At 70.2% G+C, this 20,992-nt stretch carries 15 protein-coding genes; 8 read left to right on the top strand and 7 right to left on the bottom strand.

All coding sequences use genetic code 11. From position 1 onward, the window contains the following. Positions 1–137: 137 nt before the first annotated feature. The 6 genes from QOL88_RS31145 to QOL88_RS31120 are packed head-to-tail and all read right to left on the bottom strand — an operon-like array spanning position 138 to position 9,553. Positions 138–1,385: an alginate lyase family protein gene (locus tag QOL88_RS31145; protein ID WP_097221602.1), complete on the bottom strand. Its 1,248-nt coding sequence runs from the start codon at positions 1,383–1,385 to the stop codon at positions 138–140. Positions 1,386–1,411: 26 nt separating this feature from the next. Then, on the bottom strand, positions 1,412–4,750 hold the full coding sequence (locus QOL88_RS31140) for an alginate lyase family protein (RefSeq protein WP_097223255.1): 3,339 nt from the start codon (positions 4,748–4,750) through the stop codon (positions 1,412–1,414). Positions 4,751–4,791: 41 nt separating this feature from the next. Then, positions 4,792–6,312 carry a glycosyl hydrolase family 28 protein gene (locus QOL88_RS31135; protein ID WP_097221601.1) on the bottom strand — a complete coding sequence of 507 codons (1,521 nt, stop codon included), beginning with the start codon at positions 6,310–6,312 and terminating at the stop codon, positions 4,792–4,794. Between the two features lie 39 nt (positions 6,313–6,351). Next, the gene (locus QOL88_RS31130; RefSeq protein ID WP_097221600.1) at positions 6,352–7,215 is read right to left on the bottom strand and encodes a carbohydrate ABC transporter permease; all 864 of its coding nucleotides are present in this window, start codon (positions 7,213–7,215) and stop codon (positions 6,352–6,354) included. Next, positions 7,212–8,207, bottom strand: coding sequence for a carbohydrate ABC transporter permease (locus QOL88_RS31125; protein WP_097221599.1), 996 nt, complete (start codon positions 8,205–8,207; stop codon positions 7,212–7,214). Before QOL88_RS31125 ends, QOL88_RS31130 begins: the two co-directional genes overlap by 4 nt. Then, on the bottom strand, positions 8,204–9,553 hold the full coding sequence (locus tag QOL88_RS31120) for an extracellular solute-binding protein (protein ID WP_097221598.1): 1,350 nt from the start codon (positions 9,551–9,553) through the stop codon (positions 8,204–8,206). Before QOL88_RS31120 ends, QOL88_RS31125 begins: the two co-directional genes overlap by 4 nt. A gap of 419 nt (positions 9,554–9,972) precedes the next feature. On the opposite strand from QOL88_RS31120, the gene QOL88_RS31115 reads away from it, so the two are divergent. The 8 genes from QOL88_RS31115 to QOL88_RS31080 all read left to right on the top strand — a co-directional run bounded on the left by QOL88_RS31115 (position 9,973) and on the right by QOL88_RS31080 (position 20,197). After that, positions 9,973–10,986, top strand: a complete 1,014-nt coding sequence (locus QOL88_RS31115) for a hydroxyacid dehydrogenase (RefSeq protein ID WP_179879011.1) — start codon at positions 9,973–9,975, stop codon at positions 10,984–10,986. A gap of 582 nt (positions 10,987–11,568) precedes the next feature. Continuing rightward, positions 11,569–12,660: a LacI family DNA-binding transcriptional regulator gene (locus QOL88_RS31110; RefSeq protein WP_097221597.1), complete on the top strand. Its 1,092-nt coding sequence runs from the start codon at positions 11,569–11,571 to the stop codon at positions 12,658–12,660. A gap of 612 nt (positions 12,661–13,272) precedes the next feature. Beyond that, the gene (locus QOL88_RS31105; RefSeq protein ID WP_097221596.1) at positions 13,273–14,610 is read left to right on the top strand and encodes an ABC transporter substrate-binding protein; all 1,338 of its coding nucleotides are present in this window, start codon (positions 13,273–13,275) and stop codon (positions 14,608–14,610) included. An 8-nt stretch (positions 14,611–14,618) separates the two neighbouring features. Beyond that, positions 14,619–15,503: a carbohydrate ABC transporter permease gene (locus QOL88_RS31100; protein ID WP_097221595.1), complete on the top strand. Its 885-nt coding sequence runs from the start codon at positions 14,619–14,621 to the stop codon at positions 15,501–15,503. Further along, positions 15,503–16,417 (top strand): carbohydrate ABC transporter permease, encoded by a 915-nt coding sequence (locus QOL88_RS31095; RefSeq protein ID WP_097221594.1) that lies wholly within the window; start codon positions 15,503–15,505, stop codon positions 16,415–16,417. Before QOL88_RS31100 ends, QOL88_RS31095 begins: the two co-directional genes overlap by 1 nt. A 111-nt stretch (positions 16,418–16,528) precedes the next feature. Beyond that, positions 16,529–18,190, top strand: coding sequence for a glycoside hydrolase family 43 protein (locus QOL88_RS31090; protein ID WP_097221593.1), 1,662 nt, complete (start codon positions 16,529–16,531; stop codon positions 18,188–18,190). A gap of 187 nt (positions 18,191–18,377) precedes the next feature. Next, a complete protein-coding gene (locus QOL88_RS31085; RefSeq protein ID WP_097221592.1) occupies positions 18,378–19,421 on the top strand; it encodes a LacI family DNA-binding transcriptional regulator in 1,044 nt (347 codons plus the stop codon). 371 nt (positions 19,422–19,792) lie between these two features. After that, a complete protein-coding gene (locus tag QOL88_RS31080) occupies positions 19,793–20,197 on the top strand; it encodes a VOC family protein (RefSeq protein ID WP_097221591.1) in 405 nt (134 codons plus the stop codon). On the opposite strand, the gene QOL88_RS31075 is transcribed toward QOL88_RS31080, so the two are convergent. Then, positions 20,177–20,866 carry a helix-turn-helix domain-containing protein gene (locus QOL88_RS31075; protein ID WP_097221590.1) on the bottom strand — a complete coding sequence of 230 codons (690 nt, stop codon included), beginning with the start codon at positions 20,864–20,866 and terminating at the stop codon, positions 20,177–20,179. The two genes, QOL88_RS31080 and QOL88_RS31075, sit on opposite strands and share 21 nt — an antisense overlap. Positions 20,867–20,992: the final 126 nt, after the last annotated feature.

Below are 20,992 nucleotides of genomic sequence, written 5' to 3'. Positions count from 1 at the left end.
GCTCGTGCACCGTGAAGATCAGAGCAACTCATTGTGGTCCGGTATTCCGGCGCACGAGCGGATGAGGGGGCTGTTCGGGGTACGCGGTTACCTTGGGTGCGCAGTCACGCGGCGTGTTCAGTCACTCGGGTACACGGTTACTTCGCGTACATCAGCGTGCCGAACCCGAGCTGGTCGAATCCGCCGCTGGTGGTGCCGTAGTCACCCCCTCCGCCCTCGGGGGCGACGGAGAAGCACATCTGGGAGATGTACTTGTCGTCGAGGAGCAGCCGACGCCCGTAGTGGTAGTGGAGCATCGCCCACACCGGGCGTGCCTGGCCGCGGGACGAGGCGCCGAGCACGGTCTGCGACTGCTGGGCGCAGTTCTGGCCGGTCCCCCAGGTGTAGGTGGTGAACGGCACGTTCATGTTCAGGTTGTACTTGGCGACGTACTGGGCGGCCTTCATGAAGCGGCGGCCGTCATAGGAGTAGAGGTCGTCGCCCTGGTTCCAGGCCATCTCGCAGAGCGCGCCCATCTGGCCCATGCCCATGACGGTGTGGCCCTGGTCGCGGCCGGACTCCTGCCACTGCCCGAGGTCGTAGCCCTCGACGTTGCTGTACAGGAACGGGACGGCGTGCTGGATGGAACCGTTTCCCGCGCCGGACTTGAAGTAGGTGACGGCCTGGTCGTACTTGGCGGCGTTGTCGGTGAGGATCCCGATGGCCATGACCGAGGCCATGTTGCACAGGTCCCAGTTGGCCCAGTAGTTGGTGATGCAGGCGTCGTTGTGGCCGGTGAGGAACTGGTTGTTGAGCGGGTAGAAGACTCTGACCAGCATCTCCTGGGCGGCGGCGAGGTCGAACCCGGAGTAGCCGCGCATGAGTTCGCAGGCGTTCGCGAACTGCCAGCCGTACAGGCCGGCGGCGAGGAACCGGTCGGCGTTGCCGGTGACCGTGGTGAGGGTGCGTGACCACGCGTTGAGAATGGTGGCGGCGCACTGGGCGTTGGCCTCGGTGCCGCCCACCCGCCAGCGCAGCGCGTTCTGGTAGGCGGCCGCGATGTCGTTGTAGAGCTGCGGGTAGTTCTCTCCGGTGCCGCCACGGATGATCGTGGCCGTGGCACGTGGGGTCCACGTGGACTGCGCGTGGGAGTTGGCGGTCAGCTTGTTCCAGCCGGACAGCCAGGGGTCGTCGCCCGCGGCGACCCTGACCTTGGCGCGGTTGATGTCTCCGGCGTTGTGGAGCATGCCGGGGTGGGTGAAGGTGGCGGGTGCGGCGCCGGCCGTGGTGGCGGTGGCCGTGGCGCCGAGGGCGAGGGCCGCGGTGAGGCCGCCGGCGGTCCTGAGCAGACCGCGGCGGCTGACCTGGCCGCTCTCGTGGTGCGTGTGGGGGGAAGTGCGGCTCATGGGTGGGGTCTCCCATCGGTGGAGGACTACACGGGGGTGATGCTCACCTCGTCGAACTCGGTGGTGCTGCGGGCCAGGGGGTCGCGGGAGCAGACCACGAGGCCCACGTAGTAGGGGGCGTCACCAAAGCCGGGGAGGTCTCCCTCGGCGAGGGGGGTCCAGGTGACGCCGTCGTCGGTCGAGGCGGATGCGGTGAAGTGCGTCCCGGTGCGCTTCAGCCGCAGCAGGCAGGGGGCGGTGACCGCCGCGTTGCCCGTGAAGGTGGACTTTCCGGCGACGGTCGGGCGCAGCATCAGCTGGGCGCTCGTGCCGCCGGTGACGATCGCCCCGGCCGCCTGGTCGAACGGCGACAGGGACTTGGCCATGAGCAGGCCGACCCGGTCGCCGGTGGCTCCGGCGCGCGAGACCAGGCGGGCGGTGACCTCGCGGTCGCCGCTCACGAGCCGTCGCACGAACTGGCCCGTCATGCCCTGGTTGTTGACGGTGAGGTCGGTCCCGGCGCCCCGCACCACGAACGTCCCGTCCTCGTGGGCGGTGCTGCCGGGAGTCCGGACGGCGACCACGCCGAGGGTGCCGCAGACGCGGTCGTCGAGGATGACGTCGCCCAGGTCGCCGTGGCTCCAGGGCGCGGGCGGCGGGGTGCCGACCATGAGGGTGAGCGTGGCGGTCGCCTCTCCGGCGGCGTTGCCCGCGGTGGTGGTGACGGTGAACTCGCCGGTGCGGGTGGGAGATCCGGAGATCAGGCCGGTGCGCCGGTCGAGGCGCAGTCCGTCGGGCAGCCCCTTCGCGGTGAAGCGGGCGGGCTGGTGAGTGGCGCGCAGAAGGTGCCTGAAGGGAGCGCCCTTGTTCCCGAACGCCACGGTGGCTGAGGTGAGTTGCGGCGTGCCAGGTGTCGGCATGGCCGCCTTCGCCGGAGCCGACAGCGGGCCGCGTCCGGCACGGTTCGTCTTCGCCACCGTGTAGTGATACGTCGTGCCGGGCCTGCCGGTCGCGTCGGCGTAGCGGATGCGGGCGCCGAAGCCCACGGGGCCGATGCCGGTCGCGAGGGTTTCGAACGGCCCCTTCGCGGAGGTGGAGCGCAGCACCGTGTAGCGGGCCGAGAGGTCCGGGTCGGTCCAGGCCAGTTCGACGGCGTCGGCGCCCCGGGCGGCCCGGAGGTCGGCCGCGACCCGGGCCGGGCGTGGGACGGACCAGATCTCAGCACCCGAGAGGGAGGTGACGCTGACGTTGTCGAAGGCGCCGGTGCCGGTCTCGGCGTACTCCTCGTCGACGCCGAGGCAGGAGGTGAGGGTGAGACCGACGTAGGCCGACCTTCCCAACGCGACCTCGCTGGTGCCGACTTCGGTCCAGTGGACGCCGTCCGGGGAGATGGCCCCGGTGCAGCGGTCGCCCCGGCGGGTCACCCGGACCCAGTAGGGCATGCGCAGCCGGTAGCCGTCGCCCGCGCCCTCGACGTACGGGGCCTGAAGCGGGGTCGCCGATTCGGGGAGGTCGCCCAGGGAGGAGATCGGGAAGGCGGCGCCGGTGGTGAGGGTCTGCTGCTGCGACGGCGGCACGGGTGTGCTGCCGGTGCCCCGGAGCGCTCCCCCGGTCCTCGCCCGTACGCTCCACACACCGCTCCAGGTGTGCAGCGGCAGGCCCTGGATCAGCATGGCCGCGTGGGCGGCGTCCGCGCTCAGGGCGGCCCGCACGGTGACGCCGATCTTGGAGTATTGGGAGCTGAGCGGCCACACGATCCGGGCCGTGACCGTGCCGTCGCCGCGCAGCGGCAGATGGGCCAGCCGCTGGGTGCCGGCGGTGCCCGACGCCTCCAGCACGAACCGCTCCCCGTCGAAAAGGGCCGAGCCGGGGATCTTCACGTCGCCGACGTCCCGGGTGGACCAGGGGCCCGGGAGCCCGGGGGCCGCGGCCGCCCAAGCGGAACTGGCGCTCTGTCCGTAAGAGTTGACCGCTACGACCGTGTAGTAGGACGTGCGTCCGGGGCGGGCCCTGCGGTCGGTGTACGTCGCCTCGGTGACGCCGGTCGCGAGCTTCTTGTAGGGCCCGTCCGCGCCGGCGGCCCGCAGGACGGTGTACGACTCGGCCCACGCCGACGGCAACCAGGCCAGCGTGACGGACGTGTCGTCGCCGACCGCCGTGACGCCGGCCGGAGCCGTGGGCATGGACGGCGACGGGGCTTTCGTGCCGGCGAAGGTGAGGGTGCCCCAGCCGGGCAGGTCGTCGTTGCTGCCCTCCACGACGCGGGCCCCGCCGCTGCCGCGGAAGACGGCCGCCTTGGTGTACGGCGCGTCGAGCCCGCGCACGCCTGCGTAGTGCGCGTACGCCATCTCGTAGACCGGGGGCAGCGTTCCCCGTCCGACGGCCGAGACGGACGTCTTGATGTACTTGCCGGTGCGGTCCAGGTCGGGCACGAAGGGGACGTCGCCGCCGAGGTTGTAGCGGGCGGCGTACTCGACGTTTTTCAGCAGCCGGTTTCCGCCGAAGGCGTACAGGTCCACGCCCTGGTTCCAGGCGACCTGTGCGGCGTCCGTGAGCAGGCCGACGGCGAGTTGCTCGTGGCCCTGGTCGCGCCCGGACTCCTGGCCCTGCCCGGCGTCCGTGACGATGCGGTGCGTAACACTGCCGTTGCCGGCCCCGGCGGCGGCGAAGCGCAGCGCGTCCTCGAAGAGGGTGGGCTCCTCGCAGAACACGCCGATGGCGAGGATCGACTGGACGGAGGTCAGGTCCCAGTTGCCGTTGGCGTAGAGCATGTAGCCGGAGATCGCGGGATACCAGACGCGCAGGAACGATTCCTTGCAGCGGGCGACGTCCTCCTTCGCCCAGCCGTCGTAACCGGTGTACTGGAGCAGCTCGGCCGCGTTGACGAACTTGAAGGCCTGGAGTCCGGCGCCGAGCGGCCCGTCCGCTCCGGTGACGGCGGTGAGGGAGGCGGACCAGGCGTTGAGGATGTCCCGGGACGTGTCGGCGTAGGCGCGCTCGCCGGTGACGCACCACATCAGCGCGGTCTGGTAGGCGGCGGCCGAGTCGGCGACGGCCTGGTTCTGGAAGTTGGTGGGGCCGCGGCCCCAGGTGGTGATCTGGCCGCTGTTCTGGACGGCGTACGTCGACTTCGAGCGCGCGTGGGCGGCGAGGGCGAGGTAACCGTCGTAGATCGGGGTTTCCTCGGCGGCGACGGCGGCCTTCATACGGGCCAGGTCGTCGGCGCTGTGCAGCAGGCCGGGGTGTGTGAAGGCGCGTGGTGCGGTGGTGTCCCGGCCGGCGGCGCGGGCGGTGCCGGGGACGAGCAGCCCGCTCGTCCCCGATGCCAGCAGCAGGGCGGCCGCACCTCCGAGGAAGCCGCGGCGGCTCGGTGCGGTGGGTCTCATGGCGCTGGTGCTGACGGGGTCCGTGTGCGTGGGGTCGGTGCTCATGACGCGGCGGCCGCCTCGGCCGTGGTGAGGAACTTCAGGTTCAGCACGTGCTCGTTGGCGTGCATCGGGATGGTGTCGGTGGTGAGGTACCAGGTCGGCTTCTTCATCGAGTCGGCGATGACCGTGCCGTTGACCACGAGGTTTTCGAACGTGACGTCCTTGATGGCGTGCTTGGCGTCGTAACCGAGCAGCAGGCAGGTGGCGAGCGGCTTGCCCGTGTAGGAGAGGTCCTTGACGTAGACGCCCTGGATGCCGCGCCCGACCGAGGTGTTGTACTTCGTGTTGTACATGACCCGCATGTGGATGAGCTGGCCCCAGCGGAAGTCCTCGACGCGGACGTCGTCCACCTTGACGTTCTTGATGAGATTGCTGTCCCCCGGGTTGAGGGCGATGCAGCCCTGGTAGCCCATCTGGGGCTCGCGGTGGTCGCAGATGTCGAGGTTCTTGAAGGTGAGGTTCTTCAGCACCTCGGGGTTGTCGCTGTTGCCGTGCGTCCCGACGTTGACGGGGTGCGCGACGTCCGCCCAGAGGGTGGAGTTGCGCACGGTGATGTTGCTGGTGTCGCCGTAGTACTCCCAGCGGTGGGTGTAGATGGCGATGCAGTCGTCGGAGTTGCGCATGAAGACCCCGTCGATGACGACGTTGCTGGAGCAGAAGACGTCGATGCCGTCGCCCCAGCCCTTGGAGCTGAAGGAGCCGAGACCCTTGATGGTGACGCCGGTGGCCTCGCCGAGCTGGACGGCGTAGCCGTTCGGGTTGAGCACGGTGACCGCGCCGATGGAGATGTTCCGCGAGCTCTCGACGAGGGCACCGCCGGCCGCGGTCCCGGCGAGCACACCGCGGCCGGCGATCCCGGCGTGCTCCACGTCGCGGAAGACGACCGTCGCCTTGAGGACGGCGCCGCCGTCGAGGTACACGGTCTTGCCCGAGGGGACGTTCAGGTATCCGTCGGCGGTGGTGTGGACGCCCGGGCCGTAGTAGAGGACGTTCGGGTCGTCCTGTGCGGGCCTCTTCTTCTCCACCGCGCGGGCGAACAGGTGGAGACAGTCGAAGATGTCGTCGTTGATCTGCACGACGACGTTGCGCGGCCGGTCCAGCGTGAAGCGCAGGGTGTCGCCCCCCACGTCGGCCCTGATGCCGTAGGAGTCCGGTCTCACCCGGACCTTGGTGGTGCCGCCCTTGAGGTAGGTGACCTCGACCTCCACGGATCCCTGGAAGTCGAAGTACGCCAGAGACGAGTTGTAGATCTTGCTGGAGCCGGTGGTCGGGTTGATCTCCCCGAGCTGGGGCCGCCAGATGTCCAGCGTCTGCCACTCCCCGTCGGGCGCGGTACGGACGCGCACCTTGAAGCTGGTGTTGGTCGGCATGGCGGACGGGCGGGGGTAGGTCACCAGCTTCGGGGCGACGGCGCTCTCGTCGGCCCGGGCGGCGGTCTCCGTCAGGTGGGTGAGCCCGGCGGCGAGGACGGTGGCGCCGGCGGCCTGGAGGGCGTTGCGGCGGGACAGGGACGGGGACATCTGCGACTCCTTGCGAAACGAACAGGGGGAAGGGCAGCACTACTTGAGGCCGGAGGTGGACATCCCGGCGACGAACCCGCGCTGGGCGATCAGGAAGATCAGCAGGATCGGCACGACGTACATCACGGAGGCGGCGGCCTGCAGATTGGCCACCGGGGTGCCCGCGGAGGTGACGTAGGTGGACATGACCGCCACCGCGAGGGTGGACCGGTCGGTGGAGAGCAGCAGCTGGGGGGCGATGTAGTCGCCCCAGGACCAGGTGAAGGCGATCACGAAGCTCGCGGACAGCACCGGCCAGGACTGCGGCAGGAAGATCCGCCAGAAGATCGTGCCGTAGCCGCAGCCGTCGACGATCGCCGCCTCCTCCAGCTCCCGGGGCAGTCCGGCGAAGAACTGGCGGAAGAGGAAGACCAGATAGGGGGTGGCGGCCAGGCCCCACAGCACCCACGGCCAGTAGGTGTCGACCATGCCGAGCTTGGCGAAGATCAGGTAGGTCGGCAGCAGCGTGATCATCTGCGGCAGCATCATCGAGCCGATGAGGATGCCGAAAAGCGTCCTTTTTCCGGGGGCCTCCAGCCGGGCGAAGCCGAAGCCCACCCAGGCGGAGCTGAGGGTGACGAGGGTGGCGTAGATGAGAGCGATGATCAGGGAGTTGCGGGCGTAGCCGAGGAAGTCGATCAGGTTGAAGGCGTCCGCGAAGTTGTGCCACTGGACGTGGGTGGGCAGCCAGTGCACGGGTGAGGCCGCCAGTTCCGCCGGGGTCTTCAGGCCGCTGAGCAGCAGCCAGCCGAACGGGCCGATGAACAGGCCGGTGACGGCGACGAGGACCGTGTAGAGGACCAGACGGTTGGCGCGTATCCGCACCCGGGGCTCGGGCTCGGGGGTCACACTGGTGGCGGTCACTTCTTCGCCTCCGGGTCGACGGTGTAGAACACCACGCCGGACGTGAACCTGAAGAGGAGTCCGGTGGCGATGAGGATCAGGACGAAGAGCACCCACAGCAGTGCGGACGCGTAGCCGTAGCGGCCGAGCGCGAAGTACTGCGAGAAGACGTGCATCATGTAGAGGTAGTTGGACTGCGGCAGCGCGGTGACGCCCGCGGTCGTGCCGTCCGGGGTCAGCAGCAGCGGCATGATGGTCTGCACGGACGCGATCACACCGGTGACGGTCTGGAAGAGCAGCACCGGCGACAGCAGCGGCACGGTGATGCTGCGGAACGTCCGCCAGGCTCTCGCTCCGTCGATCCGGGCGGCCTCGTACAGTTCGCGGGGCACGTCCTGGAGCCCGGCCAGCGAGATGATCATGATGTTTCCCGCGGCCCACAGCACGCTCATCAGCAGCACGTAACGGGCGTAGGGATCGGCGAGCCAGCCGAGCGCGTCGAAGCCGAAGAGGGTGAGGGCGCCGTTCGCGGCACCGGAGTTCTGGTCGAAGAGCGCCTTGAAGGTGAGGCCGGCACCGACCGGCGGCACCACGGCCGGCAGGTAGAGCAGGGTGCGGAACAGTCCGCGCGCCTTGATCGGCCGGTTGACCAGGACGGCCAGCCCGAGCCCCGCGATGATCGACAACGGCACCGAGGTGACCGCGAACAGGCCCGTTCGGCCCAGGGACTTCCAGGTCTGCGGATCGGAGAACAGCTCGCTGTAGTTGCCGAGGCCGACGTACCGCCAGTGCGGCGAGATGCCGTCGTACGTGGTGAAGCTCAGCCACAGCGCGTACGCCATCGGCACGACGGTCAGCAGCAGGAAACCGATGATCCAGGGCGCGGTGAACAGGTAGAAAGCGCGATGCCTGCGACCGGTCACGGACATCCGGGGCCGCTCGGCCGATGTCTCGCGGTCGGTGCTCGCGGCCGGACCGGGTCTTCCCGTGAGGCGTATCTGGCCGACCGTCATCCCACCTGCTCCTTACCGCGCTTCAGCTGCGCGTTCACGACCGAGTTCAGGCGGCCCGCGAGGGCGTCGACGGACAGGTGGCCGTTCAGCGCGGCCGGTGCCTCCTGGTTGAAGAGGGCGTAGAGCGAGTCCGCCGAGGCATAGGGCGTGAAGGCGATCACCGAGAAGTGCTTCAGCTCGGCGTCCTGCACCTTGAGCACCCGCTTCTGGTAGTCCTCCTGGGCGGGCATCAGCGGGCGCAGGGACTTCAGGGTGGGGATGCCCCAGCCGCCGGCGGCGCGGGCCCTGGCCGGCCCCTCACCGAAGAACCACTCGAAGACCCGCCACGCGGCGTCCTTGTTCTTCGCCTTCTTCGGCATCCAGAACCCGGTGCCGGCCTGGCAGGGGCTGACCCGCCGGCCACCGGCGAAGAGCGGGGCCGGGGCGAGGCGCGAGAGGGGCGCCAGCTTCGTGTCGGTGTTGATCAGACCTCCGAGCCAGTAGCCCGAGTTGGACATGGCCATCCGGTTCGCCTGGTAGGTCGGGCCGTCCCAGGCGTTGGGGTCGGGCTGGACGATGCTCGGCCCGACCCTGCTCCGGCCGTACTCGACGTACCAGGTCAGGGCCTTGCGGGCCTCCGGGGTGGTGAAGTCGATCCGGGAGAAGTCGTCGGTGAAGAGACTGCCTCCGGCGGACGCCGTCAGGCTCGCGAGCAGGTTGGGGGTCAGCACACCCTGGTAACTGCCGCCGAAGACGATCGTCTGGCCGTTCTTGCGCCGGGTGAGCCGCTCGGCGTTCTCCAGCCACTCCTCGTAGGTGACCGGCTCGGTCTCCGGCGGGTAGTCGACGCCCGCCCTGTCGAAGAGGGCGGTGTTGTACCAGAACATGGAGTCCTGGGAGAAGTCCTTCGCCATGCCGTAGCGGGGGCCCTTGCCCTGGGTACGGCCGTCGTAACGCCACAGGTCGTTGACGGGGTCGAGGTCTCCGGACTCGAGGACGGTGCTCCGGGCGAAATACGGGTCGAGGTCCTCCATCACGTCGCGGGCCGCGAAGTAGGGCGCGTCGGTGGCGCCGACGCCGCGCACCAGGTCGGGTGAGGCGCCGTTGGTCATCATGCCGATGAGCTTGGTGATGTCGTACCGCACCGTGACGATCTCGACCCCGATGTCCTTCTGGGCCTGCCGGATCAGCTCCGGGGAGATGTCGTCGGGCTTGGCCATCACCGTGACGGTCTCGCGGCCACCATGGACACCGCTGGAGACGCGCATCGCGCAGCCGCCCAGCGACGCCGCTCCGGTCGCGGCACCGGCTGCCGAGAGGGCGAGGAATCGGCGGCGGCTCAGGGCAGCACCGGCACGTGGGTGCATGAACGCACCACCTCCTGCTCTAACTGTTCGAAATACCGGTCAGCAGTCGGAACGCCGACCGGAGAGGGGCGTTTAGCAACCGGTTGTTGTGCGTGGGGCAGAGCTTCTTCCGGCCAGGATGGCGCGTCAAGAGCCTGGGCGGGTTTTCGAAAAGTCTGCTGCCGGGAACCGGTTGCTCTGAGCGTCTTTGTCCCTGCGTAGCCCCGATGACGGCCCACCCGGGGCTGACCCTTCGCCACCGAAACAGCAGTAACCGATTTCCTGAACTTGCGTGCGTGCCGCCGCCACGGCATCGGAGCAGCCGCGCCCCGGCACCGTCAAAGCTCACTCCGGTCGGGCGATTGACCACCACTTCCCGACGGATCTACGGTAGAAGGCGCTTTCTGAAAACGTTTCTATCCCCTTGCTCCAGGAGAGTCATGCCCAGCCCTCAGCTGCCGCGGGCCGTGTTCGCGATGGATCCGGTGCACCTCCCGCTGCTCTTCCCTCCGCCGCTGATGGAGCGGCTGCGGCGCACGGCCGACATCGATCCCGGGCTGGTGGTGCGGGACTTCACCGACCCGGCCGACGCCGCTGCCCTGGCCCCGGCCGACGTGCTGATCACCGGCTGGGGCTGCCCTCATCTGGACGCCCGGGTCCTCACTGCCGCCCCGAAGCTCGGCGCCGTGCTGCATGCGGCCGGCTCCGTCCGATCCCTGGTCGGCGAGGCCCTGTGGGACCGCGGGGTCAAGGTGTCCAGCGCGGTGACGGGCAACGCCCTGCCGGTCGCCGAGTACACGCTCGCGATGATCCTTCTGCTGGGCAAGGACACCTTCGACCACCGCGAGCGCTTCCGCCGGACCCACACCTACCCCGGCCCCGCCGACACGGCGGCGACCGGCAACCTCGGCCGTCGCGTGGGTGTCATCGGCGCCTCGCGGGTGGGCCGTCGGCTGTTGGAGCTGCTGCGGCCGTTCGACCTCACCGTCCTGCTGCACGACCCCTACGTGAGCCCCGCAGAGGCAGCCGCCCTCGGGGTTGAGTCGCTGTCGCTGGAGGACCTGCTCAGACACAGCGACATCGTGAGCCTGCACGCCCCCGACATCCCCGCCACCCATCACATGCTCGACCGTGAAAGACTCGCCCTGGTCCGGGACGGCGGCGTGCTCGTCAACACCGCCCGCGGCGCACTCGTCGACCACGCGGCACTCACCGACGAGCTCGTGTCCGGCCGGCTGAACGCGGTGCTGGACGTCACCGACCCGGAGCCGCTGCCCGCCGGATCGCCGCTGTACAACCTGCCCAACGTGTTCCTCACCCCGCACATCGCCGGCTCGCTCGGCAACGAACTGGAGCGGCTCGGGCGCATCGTCGTCGAGGAACTGGAGCGCCTGGCGGCGGGCGTGCCACCGCTCCACGAGGTGCGGCGCGCGGATCTGGCCCGGGTGGCGTGACAACGGGCGGCGGGCCGTGAAGCCCGTTGCTCACAGGCCCTCCCAGCGGTTGCTGACAGGCCCTTTGTGCTGTTGTCCACAGGCGCTTCGCACGGTTGTCCACAGGGCCTCCAGCCTGGCTTAACGATGGGATACGGTTTCCGTACCGGCGGCCTCGACGGCCCGGAGCGATCGGCTCGATCGGGTCCATGGGCTCGTACGGTCCCTGAGCTCGTGAAGGTCCTTGGCTCGTGCGGGTCCTTGGGCTCGTGCGGGTCCTCGGGCTCGAACGAGTCCCCGGGCTCGAACGGACCCATGGGCTCCACGGGCCGGGGGCGTTCAGGCCGGGGAGCGAAGTCGATGCCGCCCTGGTGGCAACGGGCCGGAACACGCCGGGGCGAGGCACGCCGGACCACCTCGAGCTCACGCGCCACGGACCGGGGCGCCACGGACCGAGGCCCGAGGCACCACGGCCGTCGCACCGAGGCCAGCGGCCTAGACCCGCCCCCCGGCCGCACCACCCCGGCCCGCCCCGGCCGGGCCGCACCAACCGACCGCGGCGGAGCGCAGCGGACCGGGTCACTACATGAAGGAGCAGCAAGGGTGAGTCAGCGCAAAGCGACGACGAGTGACGCCGGCCGGGCGACCATCCGTGATGTCGCGGAGCGCGCGGGCGTCTCCGTGGCCAGCGTCTCGCGGGTGCTGTCCGGCAACTACCCGGTATCGGAGGAACTGCGCCGCCGGGTGATGAAGGTGGTCCGGGACCTGGACTACGTCACCAACGCCCATGCCCGTTCGCTGGCCGGCGGCGGCACACCGACGGTGGCGATCCTGATCAACAACATCACCGGCGCGGCCTTCGCCCATGTAGCGAAGGGCGTCGAGGGCGCCGCCACCCTGCGCGGCTGGCTCTCCCTGGTCGGCACGACCGGCGACGACCCCGAGCGGGAACTGGCGCTGGTGAACCTCATGCGCCAGCAGGGTGTCGCCGCAGTGATCCTGCTCGGCGGCGCCTACGACTACGACGAGTACCAGCTGCGCATGGCCCGATTCGCCCGTTCCCTCGACGCGGCCGGCTCGCACCTGGTCCTGGTGGGCAGGCCCCCACTGGAGGGCGACGTCCCGGCGACGACCGTGGACTACGACAACGAGGGCGGCGCCTACGCAATGGCCAGCCACCTGCTCTCGGCCGGCCACCGCCGGGTTCTCGTCCTGCCGGGTCACGCTGAACTGACCACCGCCCAGGCAAGGTTGCGGGGCGCCCGGCGCGCTTTCGATGCGTACGGGGTGCCGTTCGACCCGGGGCTGGTGCGGCACGGCCGGTACGACTACGAACACGGCTACGAGGCCGTCGAGGCGGCACTCCACGAGACGCCGGACTTCACCGCGGTGCTCGCCGGGACTGACGTGGTCGCCGCGGGAGCCATGCAGGCACTGCGCGCGGCGGGCCTGCGGGTGCCCGAGGACGTGTCGATCGTCGGCTACGACGACATCCCGCTGGCCTCGCAGCTCACGCCCCAACTCACCACCGTGCACGTGCCGTACGAGGAGATGGGCCGGGTCGCGCTGCGCGCCGTGGCCGACCGGCGCGAGGGCGGTGCGGGCCGCCGCAGGAGCGCCGACGGCGACCATCTGGTGCTGGGCACCCATGTCGTGGTGCGCAACTCGGTCCAGCCTCCGGCGCCACGCGGTTAGCCACCCACCCCCGACCCACACGATCAGCCACCCGGCCCGCCCCGCGCGGTTGGCCGCTCGCCTCGTCCCGCGCGGTTGGCCGCTCGCCTCGTCCCGCGCGGTTGCACACCCACCCCCGCCCCACACGGTTGACCACCCAGCCCGCCCCGCGCGGTTGGCCGCCCGCGCCGTACGGTCGGCCGTCCGCGCCATACGGTCGGCCGTGCGCACCCATTCGGTCGACCACGACGAGGAGTGCGTTACGTAACCGGTTTCCGCAGGCTTTACGGCCCGCCCCGAGGCCCCGTCGCCCTACCCGCCGATCCTCGGCGCGACGTGCCCGGAAACCCTCTGACCTGCCGAAATCTACACCCACGGCCGCACCGCTCTGCGTGCACCCAGGCGTTGACCCGCCGGACCATCCGCCGTAACAAATTGCCGCGCACCTCTTGCTATGAACAGACCCCTCCGCCTACGGTCCCAGCAACCGCTTACTACAACTTCCGCTTGGCCAACCCCCGGAAGACGAGCCGACGTTCTCCCGGCCGTCGTTCCTGGCCGGCATCCCGAGCCGCCCCCGCCTCTCGTCCCGAGTCGTTTCGAGAACGCCCTATTCCGAAGGATCACGGTCAGATGAACTTCACCAGCCCCCGGAGAAGGTTCGCCTCCGCCGCTGTCGCGGGTATCGCGCTGACAGGTCTGCTCTCCGCCTGCGGCGGATCCGGCTCGGGCGACGACGCCGCGTCGAAGTCCGGCCCGGTCACGCTCCCCTTCTGGGGCTGGGCCAACGGCCAGGAGGCGGTCGTCAAGGCGTTCAACGCCTCGCACAAGGACGTCCAGCTGAAGTACACGAAGGTCACCGACCAGCTGACCATGCAGAAGCAACTGACCAACGCGGTGAAGGCCGGCAACGCCCCCTGTCTGGTGCAGAACACCGCCGAGTACGTGACGAGCTGGGTGTCGCAGGGCGCACTCGCCGACATCACGCAGTACGTCCAGGGCGAGAAGGGCGAGTTCAACACCGGCGCCTGGGCGAGCGCGCAGGTGCAGGGCAAGCTCTATGGCGTGCCCACCAGCTCGGCGCCCCAGTTCACGATCTATCGCACGGACATCTTCGAGAAGTACGGCCTGAAGGCGCCGGCGACCTGGGACGACTTCATCGCGGCGGGCAAGGTGCTGAAGGAGCACAACATCAAGATCACCAACTACGCCGGTGAGGACCCGAGCACCCTGGAGGTGCTCGCGATGCAGGCCGGGGCGCACTGGTACGCGATCGACGGCAACGCCTGGAAGGTGGACTTCCAGGACGCGGGCACCCTGAAGGCCGCGAAGGTGATCCAGGAGATCATCGACAACGATCTGAACGCCAAGCTGTCCTTCGCCGACTACGCGGCCGTGCAGCGCAGTTACGACAGCGGTGCCACCGCGACCCGGCAGATCTCCACCTGGCAGATGGCGGGCATGGTGCAGAACTTCACCAAGTCCTTCGGCGACTGGGCGCTGGCGCCCTGGCCGACCTACCGGGGCGAGGCGGCGAAGACGCCGGCCGGCACGAACCTGACCGGCAGCGTGACGCTGGTGACCAAGCAGTGCACGGACCAGAAGCAGGCGGCTCAGGCGGCGCTGTGGATGTCGACGAACCAGGACGCGGTCAAGACGATGGCGAGCCCGGAGACGGGCAACGGCGTGATGCCGGCGCTGAAGGACAGCGGTTCCTACGTCGGTGAGTCGATCTCGCAGAAGCTGCTCGGGAAGAACTACGAGCCGGCGCAGAAGGTCGTGACGGACAGCCTGGGGACGGTGACCACGGACTGGACCTTCGGACCGAACTGGACCGCGATGTTCACGGAGTTGCAGGCGGGCTGGGCCAAGGTCGTCAACAAGCAGGAGAAGGTCACCGACCTGCTCGCGCACATGCAGGAGTGGACGGTCAAGGACCTGAAGTCCCGCGGTATCAGCGTCAAGGGCTGAGGCATTCGATGATTCGCTCCATGCGCTGGAAGGGCGCCGCCTTCACGGTGCCCTTCCAGCTCGGCTTCGTCTTTCTGTATCTGCTCCCGATCGGCTACGCCGTCTACGAGTCGCTGTTCACGGAGAGGCAGTCCGGGCTGGGCCTCGGCGGTGCGACGACGGAGTTCGTCGGGCTCGACAACTACGGCCAGGGGCTGACGGACTCGGCGTTCATGAACTCCATCCTGCGGGTGGTGCTCTTCGCCTGTGTCCAGATCCCGCTGATGTTGCTGATCAGCCTGTTGCTGGCGCTGTTCCTGGACGCGCTGACGTCCCGGGTGGCGGGCAGGTTCCGGATCGTGCTGCTGGTGCCGTACATGATCCCGGGCGTGGTCGCGGCGATCGTGTGGGTCAATCTCTACAGCCCCGATGTCGGCCCGCTCACCGCGATCGGCAAGGCCCTCGGCCTCGACTGGAACTTCTTCGCGCCGTCGATGGTGTGGCCGTCCATCGGCAACCTGCTGACCTGGCACGGCATCGGCTACAACATGGTGATCATCTACTCGGCGTTGCAGGGTGTGCCCCGGGAGCTGTTCGAGGCGGCCCGGCTGGACGGCGCCTCCGAGCTGCGGATCGCGCGCAGCATCAAGATCCCGTTCGTGCGCGGGGCGCTGGTTCTGACGGGTCTGCTGTCGATCATCCAGATGCTGCAGATCTTCAACGAGCCGGCGCTGTTCAGAAACATCACGCCTCAGACGGTCAGCGACAGCTTCACCCCGATCATGATCATCTACAACCAGGCGTTCAACGCCGGCAACTACAACTACGCGGCCGCCCTGTCGGTGCTGCTCGCCCTGATCCTGGGCATCGCCTCCTTCCTCTTCTACCGGCTCACCTCGAAGGAGGCCGACTGATGGCGCTGACCGAGCAGACCACGGAGCGGCCCGAAGTCCGTGGCGTCCGGCGCCTGTCCCAGCCGGACCCCGCCTCCCGCGGTCGGGGTGGTCAGCGCTTCCTCCTGGTCGGGCTGGTGCTGGCGAGTGCCTACAGCCTGTTCCCGGTGTGGTGGCTGATCGTCGCGGCGACGAAGGACCGTACGGCGCTGTACCAGAGCAACGGCCTGTGGTTCTCGGGCTGGCATCTCTGGGACAACCTGCATCAAGTGTTCACATATCAGGACGGCATCTTCCTGCGGTGGACGGCCAACTCGTTCCTGTACGCGGGCGTCGGCTCCCTGGGCGGGACGCTGATCGCGCTCGCAACCGGTTACGGACTGGCCCGGTTCGACTTCCCCGGCCGTAACGCGATCTTCGCGTGTGTCGTGGGCTCGTTCCTGATCCCGATCGCGTTGCTGACGCTGCCGCTGTATCTGCTGTTTTCCGCGATCGGCATGGTGGACACGCCGTGGGCGATGCTGATCCCCTGCCTGATCAACCCGTTCAGCGTGTACCTGGCCAAGGTGTACACCGAGGCGACGATCCCCTACGAGCTGCTGGAGGCGGCGCGGATCGACGGCGCCGGCGAACTGCGGATCTTCTTCAGCATCGTGCTGCGAATGATGACGACCGGGGGCGCGACGGTGTTCCTGCTGGCCTTCGTGAACACCTGGAACGCCTTCTTCCTGCCGCTGACGGTGCTGCGCGGCAAGGAGAACTGGACGCTCAACCTCGGCCTCTACAACTGGACCGGCACACGGCTGGAGTCCGGCATCGACCTGACGGGCCTGGTGCTGACCGGTGCGCTGCTGTCCATCGTCCCGATGGCGATCATGATGGTCGCGATGCGCCGCTACTGGCGGACCGGCGTGACGCTCGGCGCCCTCAAGTGACGCTCGGCGCCCTCGTGACCCTCCTTCGTCGTACCCCCTGACTCCTGGGGGCCGCAGGTGACCCTGACTCCCCGCGGCCCCCAGGGCGACCGATGCTCCGGGAGCCCTCGCGTGACCGTCCTGTTCAACCCCGTCCTCCGCGGCTTCGCGCCCGACCCGTCGCTGGTCCGGGTCGGTGACTGGTACTACCTGGCGACCAGTTCCTTCGAGTGGTTCCCCACGATCCCGCTGCACCGCTCCCGGGACCTGGCCCACTGGGAGTACGCGGGCCACGTCCGGGGGGCGGCACCCGGGAACTCGCTGGCCGGGGTGCCCGACTCGGGCGGCATCTGGGCTCCGTCGCTGAGCTGGGACGGGGAACGGTTCTGGGTGACGTACACCGTCGTGCGCTCGGTGGGCACGCCGTACTTCGACCTCGACACGTATGTCGCGACGGCTGCCTCCGTTGAGGGCGGGTGGAGCGCTCCGCGCCGGGTGGCGAGCCACGGGTTCGACCCGGCCCTCTTCCACGAGGACGGCCGGCTGTGGCTGCTGAACCTGCAGAACGACCACCGGCCCGGGGGTGAGCGGTTCGCGGGGATCGTCTTGACGGAGCTGGACCGGGACACGCTGGAACCCGTCGGTGACACACGCCTGTTGCTCCGGCACGACCGGCTGATCGAGGGGCCGAAACTGCTGCGGCGGGACGGCTGGTACTACCTGGTGCTCGCGGAGGGCGGCACGGGCTGGGAGCACGGGGTGCGGGTGGCTCGCGCCAGGGAGCTGACGGGGCCGTACGAACTCGACGAGCGGCCGCTGCTGACGACCCGGGACGATCCGGCGGTGCCGTTGCAGAAGGCCGGGCACGGCGAGCTGGTGGAGACACCCGAAGGGCAGTGGCTGCTCAGTCATCTGACCGCCCGTCCGCTGCGCACGCCGCAGGGCCGGCGCTGCACGCTGGGCCGGGAGACCGCGATCCAGGCGGTGGTCTGGGACGCGGAGGGCTGGCCCCGGCTGCGGCAGGGCGGGTGGCACCCCGAGGCCGAGGTCGACGTACCGACGCATCGGCACCCGGATGCCCACCCGCATCCGCATCCGCATCCGCACCCGCACCCGCACCCGCACCCGCACCCGCTGCCACCGGTCACACAGCCGGAGGATCTCTCCTGGCCGTGGAGCTCCCTGCGTGAGCCGCCGGACCCGTCCTGGGCCGACACGACGGCCCGCCCCGGGTGGATCCGGCTGCGCGGCCGGCACGGGCCGGAGTCCCGCTGGGCGTCCGGCCTGCTGGCCCAGCGCGTGACCGAGCACCGCGCGGAGGCCGAAGTCACCGTGGAGGCACGGCCGGTCACCTTCACGCAGGCGGCCGGGCTGCTGCTCTGGTACAACCCGGAAGCGTATCTCGCCCTGGACCTGACGTGGGCGGAGCCGGAGGGTGAGCCGCAGCGCGGACAGCAGTGGGGAGGCACCGCGGGCGGGCGTACGGTACTCAGCCTGGCCGAACGCGACGAGGACGGCATGCGGCAGGTCGCCGTCGTCGACGTCGACATACCGGTGGAGAGGCCCGTGACACTGGGGGTGACGGTCGAGGGGGCCGACGCCCGCTTCTGGTACGTGCGCGCGGGGGTGCGCACGGCGGTCGGGCCGGCGCTGGACTTCAGCCGGCTGTCCGACGACCACGGCTCCCGGCTGCGGTTCACCGGGGCGATGGCGGGGATCCATGCCCGGGACCTCGTGGACGCGGCGTTCACGGCGGACTTCACCGGGTTTCGACTGACCTGCACACCCGGCTGAGGGACTGTTCGGGGTTGCGAAAGTTTTGACCGGCGCGAGGCGGTGAATTCACTTTCCCTTCCCGCCGTCCTGCGCCGCACCTACAGTAGGAAGCGCTTTCTGCCCGGCCGGAGCTCGTGACCGCCGTGGGCAGCGCTGGTCGAAACTTTCCACGGCCCACGGGCGGGCCGGAGAGGTGGGTTCCCCGATGGTCCGTACGGCGAGTGCGAGCGTGGCGGCCGGTCCGACACTGGCGGTCGTGGCGCGCGAGGCGGGGGTGTCGGTGCCGACCGCGTCGAAGGTGGTCAACGGCCGTGAGGACGTGGCACCCGAGACCCGCCGCCGTGTGACCGAGGCGCTCGACCGGCTCGGGTACGTGCGCAGACCCCGGTTCGACGCGGCGAAGGCACCCCGGCTGGTCGACCTGGTCGTGCACTCGCTGGAGAGCTCCTGGTCGGGGGCGGTGCTGCACGGTGCGGAGGAGGCGGCGCACGACGCGGGCCTGGAGGTCGTGGTGTCGGCGGCGCTGATCCGCTCCCGGGTCGGCCGCCCGGAACGCGGCTGGCTGGACAAGCTGGTCGCCCGGGGTTCCTCCGGGGTCCTGTTCAACCTGGCCGAGCTGAGCGACTCGCAGTACGCGTGGCTGGAGCAGCACCGCATCCCGTTCGTGATGATCGACCCGGTGCAGGAACCGCCGGAGGGCGTCGTCTCGGTGGGGGCGGCGAACTGGCAGGGCGGGCTGACGGCCACGGAGCACCTGCTGTCCCTGGGCCACGAGCGGGTCGCCGTCATCGCCGGCTCCCGGCGCACGATGTGCAGCAGCGCCCGGGTCGCCGGGTACCGCTCGGCGCTGGCGTCGGCCGGGGTCCGGCACCGCGCCGAGTACGTCCGGCACGCCGGTTTCGACGAGAGCGTGGCCCACCGCCGCATGCTGGAGCTCCTCGACCTGCCCGAGCCGCCGACCGCCGTGTTCGTCTGCTCGGACCGGATGGCGCTGGGGGTCTACGAGGCCCTGGCCGAAAGGGGGTTGAGGGTCCCGGACGACATCAGTGTGGTCGGCTTCGACGATCTGCCCGAGGCGCGCTGGGCCTCCCCCGCCCTGACCACCGTGCGCCAGCCGCTGTCCGAGATGGCCGCGACGGCCCTGCGGTCGCTGCTGCGCATGATGGACGGCCATCACCCGGAGAGCACGCGGACGGAGCTGTCGACGCGGCTGGTGGAGCGGGCGAGCACGGCGCCGCCGCGCGCATAGCGCCCAGGGGGGCTCCCGGCCGACGCCACGGCGGCTGCCCCCTCCCTCAGTGCGTCCCCCTCCCTCAGTGCGTCCCCCTCCCTCAGTGCGTCCCCCTCTCCCCGTTGCGTCACCCTCTCCCCTGGTCGAGCAATTGCGGGTTCTGAAGGACCGTACGGGTCTGAGCCTCGCCGAGTTGGCCCGGCGGACCGCCACAGCGAGTCGTCGTGGCAGCGGCATCCGGGGGTGGCGAGGGATGCCCCTGCGGCGACCGAAAATTTCGCCCGCCGAGGCCGGACCGGGGGGTGTGCGTTTCAGTGTCCGCTTCGGCGCCGGCTCAGGTGTCCGATTCGTTCAAGACCGGGCCGCGCGGCCCTGCCTACGGTGGCCCCATGACCGCACGATTCGATGCCATCGGCCTGGTCGTCTCCGACATGGCCGCATCCGTCACGTTCTACCGCCGGCTCGGGTTCGCCTTCCCGGACGGCGCCGAGGACCAGCCGCACACCGAGGCCGGACTGCCCGGCGGGCTGCGGCTGATGTTCGACACCGAGGAGACGGTGCGTTCCTTCCTGCCCGAGTGGCAGCCGCCCGTGGGCGGGGGCCGGGCCTCGCTGGCCCTGCGCTGCGACGGGCCGGAGGAGGTGGACGCGTTGTACGGGGAACTGGCCGGCTCGGGGTATCACGGCGAGCTCGGGCCGTGGGACGCCTTCTGGGGGCAGCGGTACGCCGTCGTCCACGACCCGGACGGCAACGGGGTGGACCTGTACGCGCCGCTAGCCACCACCGCTGAGTAGCTCCCCCAGCGACAGCCCCGCCAACTCCCTCACATCGCGGGCCAGATGGGCCTGGTCGGCGTAACCGGCCCGGGCCGCCGTCTGCGCGAAGGGCACACCGGCCCGGGCCAGTTCGAGGGCGCGCCGTAGCCGGAGGATGCGGGCCAGGGTCTTGGGGCCGTAGCCGAAGGCGGACAGCGAGCGGCGGTGCAACTGGCGTGCGCCGAGGCCGAGTTCATCGGCTGTGGCGGCGACAGGGCGGCCCGCGTCCAGGGCGGTGACGACCTGCCGGAGCAGCGGGTCCGGGGGTTCGGCACCGGCTGCCTGCAGCAACACGAGTTGCTCCAGGCCGGTCGCCGGGTCGGGCGCCGCGTTCACCCGGTCGGCCAGGTGCCGCACCCGCGAGGCCGGCCACAGGTCCGTGAGCTCGACGCGCCGGTCGCGCAGCTCGTGCGCCGGCACGCCCAGGAGCGCCGGTGCCGTGCCCGGGTAGAAGCGGACTCCGGCCCAGGGGCCGCTCCCCCCGCCCGGGAGGTACGCACGGGTGTCGGGCCCGGCGACCATCAGCCGCCCGTCGTGCCAGAGCAGATCCATGCACCCGTCGGGCAGCACCCGCCCCACCCCGGGCCGGGACGGTGTATTGGTCCACACGACCGCCCCGGGCAGCCGCGAGGCCCGCTCCACGTACATGGGAGCCACGCTACGCCGCGCCCCGGCGACGAGCCCGGGCCCGCACCCGCTCGATGTCACCCGCCCCGGTGTCCGCGGGCAGACCCGCAGGCGGAGCGCCCAGCCGTTACGCGCCCCTGATGCTCG

Source organism: Streptomyces sp. Ag82_O1-12 (genome assembly GCF_900182715.1).
Classification (GTDB): domain Bacteria; phylum Actinomycetota; class Actinomycetes; order Streptomycetales; family Streptomycetaceae; genus Streptomyces; species Streptomyces massasporeus.
This window is presented reverse-complemented; position numbering and strand designations above follow the sequence as displayed.

Bases quoted from the DNA above. Each gene is read 5' to 3' on its own strand.
- QOL88_RS31145 (WP_097221602.1), bottom strand. From the start codon at position 1,385: ATGAGCCGCACTTCCCCCCACACGCACCACGAGAGCGGCCAGGTCAGC.
- QOL88_RS31140 (WP_097223255.1), bottom strand. From the start codon at position 4,750: ATGAGACCCACCGCACCGAGCCGCCGCGGCTTCCTCGGAGGTGCGGCC.
- QOL88_RS31135 (WP_097221601.1), bottom strand. From the start codon at position 6,312: ATGTCCCCGTCCCTGTCCCGCCGCAACGCCCTCCAGGCCGCCGGCGCC.
- QOL88_RS31125 (WP_097221599.1), bottom strand. From the start codon at position 8,207: ATGACGGTCGGCCAGATACGCCTCACGGGAAGACCCGGTCCGGCCGCG.
- QOL88_RS31120 (WP_097221598.1), bottom strand. From the start codon at position 9,553: ATGCACCCACGTGCCGGTGCTGCCCTGAGCCGCCGCCGATTCCTCGCC.
- QOL88_RS31115 (WP_179879011.1), top strand. From the start codon at position 9,973: ATGCCCAGCCCTCAGCTGCCGCGGGCCGTGTTCGCGATGGATCCGGTG.
- QOL88_RS31105 (WP_097221596.1), top strand. From the start codon at position 13,273: ATGAACTTCACCAGCCCCCGGAGAAGGTTCGCCTCCGCCGCTGTCGCG.
- QOL88_RS31100 (WP_097221595.1), top strand. From the start codon at position 14,619: ATGATTCGCTCCATGCGCTGGAAGGGCGCCGCCTTCACGGTGCCCTTC.
- QOL88_RS31095 (WP_097221594.1), top strand. From the start codon at position 15,503: ATGGCGCTGACCGAGCAGACCACGGAGCGGCCCGAAGTCCGTGGCGTC.
- QOL88_RS31085 (WP_097221592.1), top strand. From the start codon at position 18,378: ATGGTCCGTACGGCGAGTGCGAGCGTGGCGGCCGGTCCGACACTGGCG.
- QOL88_RS31080 (WP_097221591.1), top strand. From the start codon at position 19,793: ATGACCGCACGATTCGATGCCATCGGCCTGGTCGTCTCCGACATGGCC.
- QOL88_RS31075 (WP_097221590.1), bottom strand. From the start codon at position 20,866: ATGTACGTGGAGCGGGCCTCGCGGCTGCCCGGGGCGGTCGTGTGGACC.